We start from the raw sequence: 14884 nt of genomic DNA on the forward strand, positions 1-14884 counted from the left end.
TTGAGCGCTGTAATTAAAACTCTAACCCCATTTATTGAGCAAGATGTTTTACTTGATGCGTTAATGTCATTAGATGTTGAATGTCACGTTATCAATAATCGAATTATAACTAATCGATCAGATTATCAAGGGAAACAGCACTTTCAATTACATAATGGAAAATATCATTTGGTACATGATTCCGATGACATTGGCGGATATTTAACCTCAAATATATTTAACAAGCAATATATACCAATAAAGCAGTTCTTAAGTGAGTTGGAAGTTGCCTATCAATCTTTCTATGAATTGAAGTTAGTACGTGTAGCAGAAGCTGAACGTATAAAAATGGAGAAAACTAAAAGAGAGTATGTTGAAGAAACTAAGGCTAAAGCTATTGCTCAAGCCAAAGAACAAGGCTTCTCTGTAAAGGAATCGCGAGTAAATGGAAAAATTAAACTAGTACTGACGAGAATGGGGCATTAATGTTTGATACTCAGTTTAACTACGCAAATATAACGAAGGGAAGTGATATTTATGGCCCAGGTAAGCGCTACGTAATCTGGTTGCAAGGTTGTACATTAGGATGTAAAGGCTGTTGGAATACAGACATGTGGCCACATAAAGAAAAAAATTTGATTGATCGTGAAGCACTATTTATTGATATTTTATCAGTAACCGATATTAGCGGTGTCACGATTCTAGGTGGTGAACCACTAGAACAATGTGAAAATGTTTTGTGGTTATTAAATAAACTACAGTCAACTAAGTTTGATTGCATGCTTTATAGTGGTTATAGCTATAGTGAAATATTAGGTAATGCGTTATTTTCTCAAGTGTTGAAGCTAGTAGATATAATGGTTACGGGGCGTTTTGAATTGAGTTTACGAGATGTCAATCTTCGATGGAGAGGTTCAACTAACCAAGAAGTATTATTTTTTACCGATAAGTATAAAGCTGAAGATTACGAAGAATGTAATGAAGTTGAAATTCATATAGGCGAATTTGGTGAAATTGATATATTGGGGTATCCATCTGTAAAGTTATATGAAAAGTTATTAGATAAGTGATATAAAATTGTTATGCTGTCAATACAGAAAGCTAAAACATGCAACCTATTTTATTCATATTGAATAAACTTTATTAGTTCCAACTAGATCTAATATTTCAGATTGAAAAGTTGAGAGTTACTCGTTTTGATAAAAGTGTCGAACCTTTATCCTAAATAGACATGAACAAAAACGATTAAAAACTTCTATTTAGTTAAATTAACCCACTAAACCAGACACCAAGCATTTGCCAGTGAGTCACAAATCCCCTTAAAGTTGTTATTGTGACAGAAATATAATGTAAAGTTCCTTTTAAGGTTTTTTATGGGTTATTTTTTCTTTTAATGTATTTAATAATCCTTTTAAGGGTTTTAATATCTAAAATTAAATATAAACAATCTTTTAAGGTGTCTTATGGTATTTAGTGATTAAACGACACATGCTATCGCTGTGGAACTGGGTGATAGGATTAAAACTGCTCGGCTTAATGCTAACCTCACTCAAAAAGCCGTTGCCCAAAAAGTGGGGGGGGCGCTTAAGGCCGTGACCAATTATTCTGGTCAACCCCAACCGGACACCTGACTTTGTAAATTTTCATAGTTAATCGGCGTTAAATCACCGAGAGTAGTATGCAGTCGCTCATGGTTGTAATAACGGATATATTCTTCAGTATCCATCTTCATTGCATCACGTGTTAAATGAACAACATTGAATAACCATTCATTCTTTTAACTGCCAAAAAATCGCTCTACAACCGCGTTATCTAAGCAAGCACCTACACTACTCATCGATGCGGTTATTCTATATTTGTTCAATAACGCACTAAATCGTCCACTCCTATATTGAGATTAGGCCGCCTAATATTAATCGCCATCTGTAATGCTCGCTCAACCAAATCAACGGTCATACGTTTTGATATTACCAGCCAACGATCCTACGTGAGCATAAGTCCATCACAATAGCTAAATACATCCAGCCTTGATTCGTTCTTAAATAGGTGACATCACCTGCCCACACTAAGTTTGCCTCAGCAGGATTGAATTGCTGAGCCAGTAAGTTAACTGCAACGTTATCGCTGTGTTTCCGTTTGGTTGTTACTTTGTATGCTTGGCGTTGCTTAACAACGAGTTTCAACTTACGCATGATGCTACGTGTACGATGACGGCCGACTTTAAATCCTGCTAGTCTCAAGTTCTTACACAGTTGCCGCGAGCCTAAACTACCACGACTACGTTTAAATAGCTGTCGTGCAGTCGGTACATACTCAATTCTTCTTCACTGATAATTTTAGCCGGTCGTTCTAGCCAATCATAAAATGCACTGCGACTCACTTGTAGTACATTACAAAGTAGTTTTATGGGATATTTAAAGCGACATGCTCGAATAAATCGAAACTTTACTTCACTTCTTTTGCGAAGAAGGCTCTGGCCTTTTTTAGTATTCCTTTCTCCATTCGGAGGGTTTTAACTTCTTTTCGTAGTGCTAATAACTCAGTCCGCTCATCAGAATTTACGGTTGAATTTGCACGCTCTTCCACTTTTTGTTTCCAGCTGTAAAGTAGGCTAGTCGTGATGCCCAATGCTGATGCGGCTTCTTGAACGGTATAGCCTTGTTCATTGATCAACGCTAATGCTTCTACTCTAAATTCTGTGGTATAAGTTTTGTACTGACGTTTTGTATTCATGTTCACCTCGATAGTGGATAGTATTATCCAGAATTAAAGTGTCCAGTTCAATTAGACCAGAATCTGAAATTTGTATTATTTTTTTAAAGACAATAATCTTAAAATGATTTCAGAGGTTATAACCGACTTAACATTAGAAATCATTTCAAAATGTTAGATTCCAATGAAAATGTTAAAATTTTTTAATACACTCATCTTTATACGACTCATTCTTTGAGGATGAGTGTATATAGTTAATGGGTTACTAACTTTCACTTTTAGTTACAACTGCAACTTATTGGTTAATGAAATTGACCTTATATCCTTCTTTGCTAGGAAAAATAAAATGAATCAAGCTACAGAGTTAAGAAATATTGAAAGTGACTTTACAAATAATGTGAAAATTATTGGAGTTGGTCAAGATGGGGAAGCTGTTGTAAGGCATATTTCATGCAAGAATAATATTAATGCTGATTTCTTTTTAATGTCCTCTGTAACGCTAGATAATTCAACTGGTCTTAATGATGTTATAAATTTCAATATTAAAGTATTAGGGCAAGATGATGATTATAACGTTTCTGGTTTTGATGAGATGGAGAAAGTAATCGGTTCTTATGGAATTGTTTTTTTATCTGCTCTATAGATGATTCTACGGCGATCAAAACCGTTACTACTATTTCGAAAAAGATAAAATATAACGGAATACTATGCTGTATTTGTAGTACTTCAGCTGATAAAAATAATACAAACAAAAAAGTAGAAGAGTTAACGAAAGATATAGATTACATGCTATTTATTTCAACTAAAGATCACTTTGATTCAACCTGTATGACACCTGAAAAGTTTGATGTCATCGCTAACGATTTTCACAAACCACTGTACTCATTAACAAAGCTAATGGAGGATGACATAGTTGCCAATCATTATGATTGGGCGTATTTCAGAGAGTTTGCAAGTTCAAATAAAACGACAGCATTTTACTCTGTCGTTATCAGAAAAGAAGACGATGCTCAAAATCACTACAAAGATATTATCCATAAAACATTTAATTATGAGACTCTGTCTAGTATTAATCCAATGGTGATTAAACATGCGATGTTACATATAAACGCTGGAGAAAATTTTAAATACAGCGATTATGAAAATATTGGCAATGAACTTGTTTCTTTGAGTAAAAAAGATGTGCCAGTCATTATGGGGAGCTCTATTGATACAGAGTTACCGAAGAATGTGATTCAAGTGTCTATATTATTACTTGGTATAGAGGTAATTGAAGGTCAAACTATTACCTATGAATATGAAAGTAACCGTTTAGAGGAGCTACTTCCAGTTCCAGAGTTCTTGATAAAAAACACGAATAAATAAACAATTCTCTTTCAATGGCTCGTTATATCTTAATCCACATTAAAGTTTTATGCAGCAACTATTAAGTTTCATAGTATAAATTAATCAAAAAATTTACAGGTGGCATGGTACTGGATTATTTGTATGGTATGGAAAAACTTCACAAGCTTGCAAACGCCACAAATATTGTGGCGTCTTTAATATTAGCCTCATAGATTTCAAAAAAATTGAGGATAATAACCATGGGTCAATTAGCTTACTTACCAACCACGCCATCAATTACTAACAACTACCTATTTATCGAGCATTCATTTCATGAACTTTATCGTTTAAGCCAGGAGGTTGAAAAATACTATTCTATCGACCATTCTTGTTGCTTACTTAAAGCTCGACTATATGTTGAGTTATGGTGTCATGAAGTCGGTGAAAAGCTTCATTTAAAGCCACCAGTCTCAGGGGACTTGAACAGTAAAATAAAAAATTTCTATGAGCAAAAAAGTGCCTACCTATATCATTGATACATTAAATAACCTGCGTGTAGAAGGTAATAAAAGTGCTCATATAACACAAGACTTTCAAGGTGTGTGGAGTTGTGAATATTCAATTAGTGAATACAAGTTAGGTAACCTAATGAGAAGTTTATTAGAGATAACACAATATATTTCTTTTAAACTCAATCTGCAAAATGAAACAGAGCAATCAGGTTGGAATAGTAATACACGTTACACTATCTTCTGCAAGATCTAGTAAGTTCAGTATGCCGTAAAAAAACAAAGGCTTAGCATTAAGGGGGCCGATCTATTTTTGAATACCAAACTATCTTTACTTTAGCTCCTCATTTTCTATAAACTAAAGCAATGACTGTAACCCATATTGGATCCTCCTTTTATCGTATTTTTAAGTAAAATCAGGCTGCTAAAAATTGCGGTATGTGCAAGAGTTAATTTTATTTCAGGTGATATAGAAAAAGTTATAATTACATTAGAAGTTGATTTTTTATGAATATTAAAAACCCTAAAAGTATTGAGACAAGAAGATGCCTCACACAAGCACTTTTGATTATCATGAAAAAGAAGAATATTCAGGATATTACTATTTCGGAGTTGTGTTCAAAAGCGGGGGTCTCACGTACAGGCTTTTATCGAAATTTCAATTACAAGGAGGATTTAATTTACGAACATATGAAGTTTATTTATAGTGAATATACTAATTGCTTAACGAGTAAAAAAATCTCTCTTCATTTGAGGCTTCTGAAAGTTTCTTTCGCTATTTTCTTCAATATAAAGATTTTTTGTCGTCTTTAATCAGATCTAATATTCAAACTTTATTGCTAGATATATTTGTTGAAAACCTTAAAGATATGGAAAATCTATTGGGGATCAATAAAGGGCAAGAGATAGACCATTTATTACACAGACAATTCACGGCTGGTGGTTTATATCAATTATTGATTACCTGGGTGAAAAATAACTGTGAGCCTGACATTAAAGTTATGGCGAAGGCTGTGGAAAATATCAATGCATATAAGTTATAACTCTCCGTCTTGCTGTCATTTTTCTTTGAAGCTATGTAGGGCATACTTATTCAAGTAAGGAATACGTTTAAACAAAATACCAGTCATATCAAGCATACCGCTCAAGGTGCTTAAGATAACAGCTTCCTAAAGTCAAAATAAAGTTGAACACTCAAAACATTTATAGATGAAGATTTCATATAAATTAAGTTAATATTCAAAACCTTTATTTTAACTTTAGCGTTAATTTATTTAAGCTTGGTAACTCGTTGTTCCAGTAAAACCGGCAGTAACCTCAATGGTGGCATTATTGACGTAATAGTTTTCCACAATTTCAGCTGCCATTGTTGCAACACACTTTACGTCACCAGGCTCTTTAGGGAAAATTGCGGCTTCTTTCCACTGATCTGCTGCAACATCACGAACCTGTTCTACGAATTTGGTATCAAAATAACCAGGAAGAATTGAATTAACCCTTACTCCACCAGGCGCAAGATTTACTGCCATTTCTTTGGTCAATCCTAATAAACCAGCTTTGCTAGAAGCATAACCACAATTAAAACCCGGAGAGTGCCTTTTATTTGCTGAAATTGAAGATATAAAAATAATCGCTCCTCTTTCTCCATGCTCATTTGGTTCATTTTTCATCATTTGAAATGCTGCTAACCTAGCTGCATCAAAATTCCCTACCAAATTGATATTAATATCAGACATGAATGCATCTAGAGAACCGGGACCCTCATTTGTATATTGCCAGTTTAACGGGCCGCCTGACTGCATGCTTTCGGGGGTTGGTGTCATTGGCAAAGCCCATGTAAGCCCTCCTCCTCCTGCACAAGAAAGAAGAATATCCACTTTTCCCCAAGTATCCATTACACCTTTTACAGCATCTTGTAGCTCATTTGTTTTAGTCATATCAGCTTTGTAAAATATGACATTTGCTCCAAATTCATCTGAAAGAGTACTTCCTTTTTCTTCATTAATGTCAGTGACCATTACTTTTGCACCTTTGCTAAGGAACAATTTCACACTAGCTAACCCCATACCGGAGCAGCCGCCAGTAATCCAAATAACTTTGTCTTTTATATCCCGCATCACCAGAGGCCAAGAATAATGGCGCTCTGGAAATTGTATGCTCTTGAAAAAGTGCTAGTCTGTATTCGAACAACGAGGGCTCAAGTTGTTGAACATACATAAACTAATTATCAAGATAGTCATGCACCAACTCAGCCTGACCTAGAATCCAATCGTATTTCATATACACAGAACCAATAACTTCTTTTACTGGAATGACACGCCCAGAATCGAGTTTGAGATTACCTTTAAACTCAACATCAACAGCCCGCATATCTTTTAAATTAAAAGAACCTTCTTTTACTATTGGCGTATTTATTTCTAGCACATCCCAGCCATTACCAGTTGCATTTGGAATTGCTTTAAAGACCATCATATTTCCCTGAAGATCCATTAAGTTGGGATCAACGGCCACAGTATCTTCTTTTTCTTTAACGTCGATATCGAACAATAGCGTTTCATGGCGAGACATTTGTATTCTGGTATCATTAACACCAAACTGACCTTTTACATTAAATATCGCTTCACGTTTAGGATATCCATAATGCATTTGCCCTGTTAGCGTTGGCGAGGTATTACTTTCAGGCTCGAGCGAACCTAAGTAGAGTTGTGAGGCATATTCACCCTGAATAGTATCTTCACCCTCACCAAATATTGCAGGAATAGATATTACCGTTTCCCAGTAAGGTCTTATTTTTTTATCTTTTGATTCAAATCTGTTAACACGAAGTAAAACAACATCTTCGTATCCTGAAATAAATTGAAACCCTTCCGGTAATATTCCATTCAAAGCCTCTTTTTCAGTTTTGAATGCAATCAAATAATTCTCCGAATCAGGAAAAGGATAATCGGGCGCTGTAAAAACCGACGTTATTTCCTCTGGAATATAAACGCTCTCGCCATGACTTTTTTTCATAATTCATTCCTTAATCTAAATAGTTGAATTGACGTGACCCGAGTTTATCTTTTCTGGTCTGGACATTTTGTTTCGAGTCGACAAGTTCATATGCTACTGCTTAATGGTTCGGATAAACATGGTAAGAAAGATAATTGCAACAATAGGTACAAATTTGTTTTTATTACAATTAAAAGTCTCTCTAAGTTTATCTGATTACTGCCGCCGCTTAACCAGCTTTAGCAAACGCAATAGTATTACGCAGTTAGGAGACTCGTATAGTACAAATAGGGGAGCTTATTTTGAACATACTTAAGTTGATAAAAGTAGCGATTAGTTAAAACATAAGAATGTGCGTATGTGAACATTATTATTGAATTTTAATTTATGTTTTCCAAAGAGAGGGATGCTCGCTAAATTCTTAAAATACTTTTTCTAACTTTATTGGTTACACTCTATTATTTGTCTTGTATGAAAACCTTCACAAGTGTTGTAAACGCCACAAAAAATTGTGGCGTGATTACATTGCCTCATAAACCTTAATCATATTAAGGCTAACCACCAAGGGGTCACTAGCTTGGACATTTTATTTTTTTGAAATTACTCCAAAATGACTAATATTTAGCGCTGTGTGTAAACTGTGCTCAAATAAATTTTGTATTATTAAAAACTCAAATATGTTTTAACTTATGTCTACAACTTTTTTGGTTTAGAAAAACCACCATAAGATTGGTGCTTATGAAGACAACCACTGCAACGTCTAAATATGATTTGTTAGATATTTAGGCTTTTTCATATGCTTAATTCATTTCAATGCTAATTTGGGTAATTAATTCTCTTTTCTTTGATGTTTTAGTGTTATTGGGTTTACTTATTGATTTCATTGTGTTCTTATGTTTTTTTGATTTTTTATATACAAGGAAGTAATGATGAAAACATTTTTTAAACTGACTTCAGTCGCTGTATTAGTTGGATCTTTGGCTGCTTGTGACAGTTCATCAAGTAGTAGCACTCAAGAAGATGATGTTATTAGCAAACAAGTCAATATTTCTGGTTACTTAGTTTACCCTGAAAGTATTAGTGAAAGTGCAGCTTCGAAATCCGCTGTACAACGAAGTACAACTTGTTCTGACATTCCCACTGGTTACACTGCACTATCAAGTGCAACAGTCTATTTAACAAGTGCTAATGGCGATATTTTAAAAGATGATATTACAACAGACTCATGCGGCTCATTCGATGTGTCCGTTGATACTGATATTGCAGAACAAATGACATTGTTAACAGCTGAAAAAGATGGATTTAAAGCAATAAAATCTAATATTGATAACTTTTTAGAAGACAGTGAATTAAAAGTGGCATCAACCATCTCCAGTGATGCGTCATATTATTTCTCAGGATTAAGACAATTATCAGATAATGAAATTAACGTTGTCATTACTGATTCAGAATCTTACAAAGCAGTTATAGGGATAGAGCCATCAGCATTTACTGTTGAAAAAAATAATAGTGAAATAACGCTTAGCAGTTTAGTTGGCTCTCAAAGTGTTACTGATAATGAAGCTTCAATTCTCATTTCATTGGATTCAAGTGGTTCGATGTCTAGTTATGTTTTTGATGAAGATGGTAATTACACTGTAGATGGAGATGGTAATTATCAATCAAGATATTCGGTAGCTGCCGCATCAGCACATCAATTTGTAGAAACAACAAAAGATAATGATGAAGAAGCAAGTTTTTCGATGGTTCTTTTTTCAGACGATGTATATTCGCTCACTGATGATTACATCAATGCTAGTTTAGCATTAGAAAACTCTGAGGGTGAAACAATAGAATTTGTTAGTGAAAGAGAAAATGGTTTCATTGAAGATAGTGCGACGGTACATACTTTAATTGATATATATAACCCTCACTCAGAGATGTATTTTTATTCATCTTCACCAGAAATTGCAAGGTATGATGATAGAGAAGATAACATTGCTTTGATTAATACATACTATCCATTTAGTGGCGGAACTGCCTTTTATGATAGTTTAGATGTAGGCCTTGATGAGTTTGATGAATCAATTACAAATCCACAAATTATAGTATTGACTGATGGTGCTGATAATAGCAGCTCTGCTTCATACACTGACGTAATTACAAAAGCACAAGAGAAAAATATACCAATTAGTGTGCTAGCGATAGGTAGTGGAATCTCATCGTTTTATTCTTCACGAATGGAAACAATTGCAACAGAAACGGGGAGTCAATATTTAGAGGTAGTTGATGTATCTGACCTTTCAGGATTTTTTGATGGTTTATCGACCCAATCATCTTTTAACTATAATGCTACTTTGAGCGAATCATTGACAACGGGCGATGTAATACAAGTAACTGTAGAGATCAACGGAGAAAGTACCTCGCGTGAGTTAACTATTAATTAAAGTTAAATATATTCCCGTAGATTAAAATAACTGGAGGTTAATAGCCATTGGGCATGTTGATTGCCCAAATAAAGTTTTAGAAATGCTTTAAACCAAAGTGTTTTTAGTTCATGCCTTCTACCAGCGACTACATTAATTAAACCGCTTTCTGCTTAAACGCAGAAGCGTTTTTTTTGTTTAAGTGTTATTAATAGTTAAAGGGTTCAGCAGATGCTAAATTCTCGCCTTTCGATTACAGTTTTTGCTATTCTAACTTCTGAGCCATCAAGGATTCAGTGATTATCGCTTTCGCTATATTCATCAATTTTGCGATTTTAGATATCTACTCATGATAAAAGGGCGCTTCGCCAATATTATTATGGCATCCGTTACTTTGTTCTAAATAGACATGAACAAAGAAGATTAAAAAACTCTATTCAGCTAAATTAACCCACTAAACTAGACACCAAGCATTTACCTGTGAGTCACAAAGATCCTTAAAGGTGTTATTGTGATATAAATGCAATTTAAAGTTCCTTTTAAGGTGTTTTATTTGTTTTTATTTTAATGTGTGTAATAATCCTTTTAAGGGTTTTAATATCTAAAATTAAATATAAACAATCTTTTAAGGTGTCTTATGGTATTTCGTGACTTAACGCCACATGCTATCGCTGCGGAACTGGGTGATAGGATTAAAACTGCTCGGCTTAATGCTAATCTTACTCAAAAAGCCGTTGCCCAAAAAGCGGGGGTGTCGCTTAAGGCCGTGACCAATTGTGAAAAAGGCAAGTCAACGCTCGAGTCTATGGTTGCTATTCTCATCGCGCTTGAAATAACTGAACAATTAAACGCCTTTATACCTAAACAAGAAATATCGCCAGTTCAGCTTATCGAATTAAAAGGGAAGGAACGCAAAAGGGCTGCTAGTCCCACTAAGCATAAACCGGCAAAAGAGGAGACTCCAGAATGGTAACTGAAGTCATTAAGGTTAAATATAAAGAGCACGATGTAGGCGCTGTCAGTTATGACACTGATACACAAACGGGGGCATTTGAGTATTTTCCAAACTTTATCAAAACAGGTATAGAGTTATCACCTATCAAAATGCCACTAGCAACAAAAGTATATTCATTTCCTCACCTTGATTCCGCCACCTTTAAAGGCTTGCCTGGACTCATAGCTGATTCATTACCTGATGATTTTGGTAATGCCGTAATGAATGCGTGGATCGCCAGCCAAGGTAAACTAACCAGTGATATTACGCCTTTACAACGCCTACAATACACAGGCACACGCGGAATGGGCGCATTAACATACTCTCCCGCGACACGAAGAAAAACCTCAATGCTTCGCAACCTATCGATATCGAATCTCTTCTTTCAATTGCCCAGGAGATATTAGATAAACGCGCTCAATTTGAAGTGCAACTAACTAATAGCGGACAAGAAAACAAAGAAGCAATGATGTCTTTAATGTCGGTTGGTATGAGTGCTGGTGGGGCTAGGCCTAAAGCGGTGCTGGCATTTAATAAAGATTTTACACAAGTTCGTTCAGGCCAAACTGATGCACCCGATGGCTTCAAACATTATCTCATGAAGTTTGATGGAGTGAATGAGCATAATAAAAATCAAGAAACCTTTGGTGACCCGATGGGTTATGGCGCAATGGAATACACATATTACTTGTTAGCGAAGCAATGTGGCATCGACATGATGCCATGTCATTTACTCAATGAAGGTAAACGAAGACACTTTATTACTGAAAGGTTTGATCGCAAGGGTAATGACAAAATTCACGTTCAAACCCTGAATGGCCTTGAACATGTAAGCTACAAGCAAATAGGCTCATATTCCTATGCAGAACTATTCAGTACCGCTAGGAAGTTAAAGCTAAGCCCTGACGATGCAATGCAACTATTTAAGCGTATGGTGTTTAATGTCATTGCCCGAAATCATGATGATCACGCCAAGAACTTTGGATTTTTGTTAGATCAAAACAATCAATGGCAGCTAGCGCCAGCTTATGACCTTGCATACAGTTACAAACCTAACAGCCATTGGGTGAGTAAACATTGGATGACACTAAACGGAAAGCAAGATAACTTCACAAGAGATGATTTTTATAGCTTTGAGAAACTGAGTCCCATCTTTAATAAACGCAAGATAGATGAAGTCTTAAACCATACTATCGAAGTCGTATCACAATGGGAACAACTCGCATCAGAACAAGAGGTGCCAACCTCTCTCATCAAAGAAGTCAGTAAGAATTTAAGAATTATGCTGTAACAACATATATTGTAAAAATAAGATGTTTGTAACGTATTAACGCTGAAAGCCGCATAAATAATGTCTATGTTTACATTAGTCTCCTATGTGCCACCTACTTACTGTACTTCAATATGCTTAAAGAAACTGAGGTCGGTTTGTTAGCTTGATTTATAGAGCTTATTTTTAAACATTTAAAATAGGCACCAACACCTTAATGAATTAGACTAAAATGATTCATAAATACACAATAAGCCTTGATAATGCCCTCTGCCATCGACCACCTCAAAAAAACTATTGAAAAATACTATCCAATATCTCTTATTGCATGGAAGGCGTACCAACAATGTTTGACGTTAAAACATCTCAATAAAGGAGACATACTGTATAAAGCTGGAGAAATACCTACGAGATTTGCATTTATTCATAAAGGGCTAATGCGCGCTTATGTTACAGATGAAGAAGGGAATGAATTTAATAAAAACTTTTTTGTGAAGGGCGTTTTCCTGCTTCAATGACCGCATTAATCAAAAGTGAGATCAGCTTTTTAGCCGTTGAAGCATTAGAAGATTGTGACATCATCGAAATAGACTTTCTAAAATTTAGAAAGGCTTTATTTACAACTCCAGATCTAATGGCATTCCATATTCATTACCTTGAAACACATTGGTTATTAGAGAAAGAAACAAAAGAGATTGGTTATTTACAATTTGAAGCGAAACAGCGTTATCTGACATTCTTAAAAGATTACCAAACTATTTTATCGCGACTACCTCAATTTCATATTGCCAGTTATTTAGGAATTACACCCACACAATTGAGCAGAATAAAAAAGTCATTAAATGAGGCTTCTCAACATATGTAAATGAATTACATAAATGCCGTCAGTACACTAAGTCCATTCAATCAAACAGAGGAACTCTAAATGGACTTTATTCATGCACTCAATTGGCGTTATGCCGTTAATCAATTTTCAGATAAAAAATTAAATCAAGCACAAATAAGTGGTTTGATAGAAAGCGTACGCTTAAGTGCAAGCGCATACGGGCTGCAACCATATCGGTTATTTATTATAGAAAGTGAAGCCATTAAACAGAAGCTTTTACCTTACAGCTTTGGGCAAAATAAAGTTGTAAATAACTCTCACCTTTTTGTTTTTGCTCATAAAACAACCATTACACAAGATGATATTTCAACATTTATCTCACAAGTCGCTAGCAGTCAAAATAGGGCTGCTTTGGATTTAAAAGGATATGAGCAAGTAATTAGCAATGATCTTCTAACAAAGACGCAAGAAGAGAGAATCAATTGGTCCTCTCAACAAGCTTATATCGCACTTGGAAAGCTACTAAGTTACGCCGCTATCAATAAAATTGATGCTTGCCCCATGACAGGGTTTGATAACCATGGCATTAACCAAGTACTTGGATTAAATAAACTTGGTTTAAATGCCGAAATATTATGCCCTGTAGGTTATAGAAGTACGATGGACACTACTTCAACTAGAGCGAAATACCGTCAATCTATCGAAGACTTGGTTACCATCATATGAATATATTATGGATTTTTGCATTATTTGCAGGCAGTTGTATTGCTATTCAAGCAGCGATGAATGCGAGATTAGGTCAGCTATTCAACAGTGCTTTGTTAGCGACTAGTTATGCATTTTTTACCAGTTTTTTACTCGTCATTACCATCGCATTATTAGTGAATAGCAAAAGTCTTATCCATCAGTGGCAACAAATATCCTTTAGTATCGTACCTTGGTATTTGTGGTTATCGTGTGTGTTAAGTGTAATTGGTGTGGGAAGCATGTATTGGCTTATTCCGAAAATGGGAGTGGGATCAGTGATGAGTTACTCCTTAACTGGACAGCTAATTTTAGCACTCATCATCAGTCACTTTGGTCTCTTTGATAGCCCACAAAAATTAATATCTAGTACTAAATTGGTTGGTGCTTTGTTATTAATCATCGGCATAACATTAGTGAACAAGGAGTAGCATGTCAGAATTATTGTATAAAAATTTAAATAACCTAAGTGCTTTTTGGCAAGCTTTATCGGCTGAGAAAATTGAAGAAGATAAATATTTTCATGCTCACTGGCCACATAAAATTTGGTGTGAGGATTTTTCACCTGTTGATAGCCAGCAATGGAACGATAAAGTACATGTCACCTTGAATAAACCAATTTCATTCCAGCATGTAAAAATTAAAGTTCAATTAACGGCCATGTATTTAGAGTTGGAGGAGTCAATAGGGCAAACTCACGATCAAGTATCGACTGTACGTTCTGTTGAGGGTCTAAAACAATGGAGTAAAGCCTGCAGTAACGCATTTGGTTATAACATTGATAAACAAAGTATTAACCCGCTTATCGATGATAAAAATGCTACAGTTTTAGCCTTTGATGTGAATGGTAATATAGCGGGTACAGCCATACTCTATCAATCACATAAAACAATGGGAATACATCAAATAGGCGTATTACCCCAATTTCAAAGATGCGGTATTGGCAAAGCCATCATGCTACATATTATCGCTATAGCAAAACATAGGGGATGCGATCTTATGACATTGCAATCGTCTCAAGCAGGTAAAAATATGTACATCAATATGGGGTTTAAAGCATTAGCTGAATTGTATCATCTGGAGGCTAAACGTTAGATATTAAAGTTTTTATACAGAGTTCTTTGTTTC

The 14884-nt window shown here is 35.1% G+C and carries 17 protein-coding genes and 2 pseudogenes; 16 read left to right on the plus strand and 3 right to left on the minus strand.

Annotated elements, in window-relative coordinates; genetic code table 11:
* Together ACLKL2_RS01475 and ACLKL2_RS01480 are read left to right on the plus strand one after the other, a co-directional pair.
* Window positions 1-465, plus strand: a complete 465-nt coding sequence (locus ACLKL2_RS01475) for a hypothetical protein (protein WP_413693099.1) — start codon at window positions 1-3, stop codon at window positions 463-465.
* Window positions 465-1049: a 4Fe-4S single cluster domain-containing protein gene (locus ACLKL2_RS01480; protein ID WP_413693100.1), complete on the plus strand. Its 585-nt coding sequence runs from the start codon at window positions 465-467 to the stop codon at window positions 1047-1049. The genes ACLKL2_RS01475 and ACLKL2_RS01480 overlap by 1 nt, the downstream gene beginning before the upstream one ends.
* Before the next feature lie 539 nt (window positions 1050-1588).
* Here ACLKL2_RS01480 and ACLKL2_RS01485 read toward each other — a convergent pair.
* A pseudogene (locus ACLKL2_RS01485) lies at window positions 1589-2712 on the minus strand (IS3 family transposase).
* Window positions 2713-3037: 325 nt separating this feature from the next.
* Between ACLKL2_RS01485 and ACLKL2_RS01490 the strand changes: the two are divergent.
* The 5 genes and pseudogenes from ACLKL2_RS01490 to ACLKL2_RS01510 all read left to right on the plus strand — a co-directional run.
* Window positions 3038-3334 (plus strand): hypothetical protein, encoded by a 297-nt coding sequence (locus tag ACLKL2_RS01490; protein ID WP_413693101.1) that lies wholly within the window; start codon window positions 3038-3040, stop codon window positions 3332-3334.
* Window positions 3335-3477: 143 nt separating this feature from the next.
* Complete coding sequence (locus tag ACLKL2_RS01495; RefSeq protein ID WP_413693102.1) at window positions 3478-4056, plus strand: hypothetical protein; 579 nt, start codon at window positions 3478-3480, stop codon at window positions 4054-4056.
* 465 nt (window positions 4057-4521) lie between these two features.
* Entirely contained in the window at window positions 4522-4782 is a 261-nt protein-coding gene (locus ACLKL2_RS01500) for a hypothetical protein (protein WP_113820374.1), read from the plus strand.
* Window positions 4783-5099: 317 nt separating this feature from the next.
* Window positions 5100-5339: a TetR/AcrR family transcriptional regulator gene (locus ACLKL2_RS01505; RefSeq protein WP_413694221.1), complete on the plus strand. Its 240-nt coding sequence runs from the start codon at window positions 5100-5102 to the stop codon at window positions 5337-5339.
* Window positions 5291-5569, plus strand: a pseudogene (locus tag ACLKL2_RS01510) (TetR-like C-terminal domain-containing protein); the annotation flags it as partial. The gene ACLKL2_RS01505 and the pseudogene ACLKL2_RS01510, both read left to right, overlap by 49 nt.
* Before the next feature lie 231 nt (window positions 5570-5800).
* On the opposite strand, the gene ACLKL2_RS01515 reads toward ACLKL2_RS01510, so the two are convergent.
* Both ACLKL2_RS01515 and ACLKL2_RS01520 read right to left on the minus strand, forming a co-directional pair.
* Complete coding sequence (locus ACLKL2_RS01515; protein WP_413693103.1) at window positions 5801-6643, minus strand: SDR family NAD(P)-dependent oxidoreductase; 843 nt, start codon at window positions 6641-6643, stop codon at window positions 5801-5803.
* 103 nt (window positions 6644-6746) lie between these two features.
* Window positions 6747-7538, minus strand: a complete 792-nt coding sequence (locus tag ACLKL2_RS01520) for an acetoacetate decarboxylase family protein (protein WP_413693104.1) — start codon at window positions 7536-7538, stop codon at window positions 6747-6749.
* 905 nt (window positions 7539-8443) lie between these two features.
* Between ACLKL2_RS01520 and ACLKL2_RS01525 the strand changes: the two genes are divergently transcribed.
* The 9 genes from ACLKL2_RS01525 to ACLKL2_RS01565 all read left to right on the plus strand — a co-directional run bounded on the left by ACLKL2_RS01525 (window position 8444) and on the right by ACLKL2_RS01565 (window position 14851).
* Complete coding sequence (locus ACLKL2_RS01525; protein ID WP_413693105.1) at window positions 8444-9943, plus strand: vWA domain-containing protein; 1500 nt, start codon at window positions 8444-8446, stop codon at window positions 9941-9943.
* Window positions 9944-10559: 616 nt separating this feature from the next.
* On the plus strand, window positions 10560-10895 hold the full coding sequence (locus tag ACLKL2_RS01530; protein ID WP_413693106.1) for a helix-turn-helix domain-containing protein: 336 nt from the start codon (window positions 10560-10562) through the stop codon (window positions 10893-10895).
* Window positions 10889-11323, plus strand: a complete 435-nt coding sequence (locus ACLKL2_RS01535; RefSeq protein ID WP_413693107.1) for a HipA N-terminal domain-containing protein — start codon at window positions 10889-10891, stop codon at window positions 11321-11323. The genes ACLKL2_RS01530 and ACLKL2_RS01535 overlap by 7 nt, the downstream gene beginning before the upstream one ends.
* A gap of 20 nt (window positions 11324-11343) precedes the next feature.
* Window positions 11344-12207 (plus strand): type II toxin-antitoxin system HipA family toxin, encoded by an 864-nt coding sequence (locus tag ACLKL2_RS01540; protein ID WP_413693108.1) that lies wholly within the window; start codon window positions 11344-11346, stop codon window positions 12205-12207.
* Window positions 12208-12449: 242 nt separating this feature from the next.
* Window positions 12450-12704 (plus strand): Crp/Fnr family transcriptional regulator, encoded by a 255-nt coding sequence (locus ACLKL2_RS01545; protein ID WP_413693109.1) that lies wholly within the window; start codon window positions 12450-12452, stop codon window positions 12702-12704.
* A complete protein-coding gene (locus ACLKL2_RS01550; RefSeq protein ID WP_413693110.1) occupies window positions 12701-13051 on the plus strand; it encodes a Crp/Fnr family transcriptional regulator in 351 nt (116 codons plus the stop codon). The genes ACLKL2_RS01545 and ACLKL2_RS01550 overlap by 4 nt, the downstream gene beginning before the upstream one ends.
* A 60-nt stretch (window positions 13052-13111) precedes the next feature.
* Complete coding sequence (locus tag ACLKL2_RS01555; protein WP_413693111.1) at window positions 13112-13738, plus strand: NAD(P)H-dependent oxidoreductase; 627 nt, start codon at window positions 13112-13114, stop codon at window positions 13736-13738.
* Window positions 13735-14187, plus strand: a complete 453-nt coding sequence (locus ACLKL2_RS01560) for a DMT family transporter (protein WP_413693112.1) — start codon at window positions 13735-13737, stop codon at window positions 14185-14187. Before ACLKL2_RS01555 ends, ACLKL2_RS01560 begins: the two co-directional genes overlap by 4 nt.
* A 1-nt stretch (window position 14188) precedes the next feature.
* Window positions 14189-14851, plus strand: coding sequence for a GNAT family N-acetyltransferase (locus ACLKL2_RS01565; protein ID WP_413693113.1), 663 nt, complete (start codon window positions 14189-14191; stop codon window positions 14849-14851).
* Window positions 14852-14884 lie beyond the last annotated feature (33 nt).

The organism is Psychromonas sp. KJ10-2 (assembly GCF_047323255.1).
Taxonomy (GTDB): Bacteria; Pseudomonadota; Gammaproteobacteria; order Enterobacterales; family Psychromonadaceae; genus Psychromonas.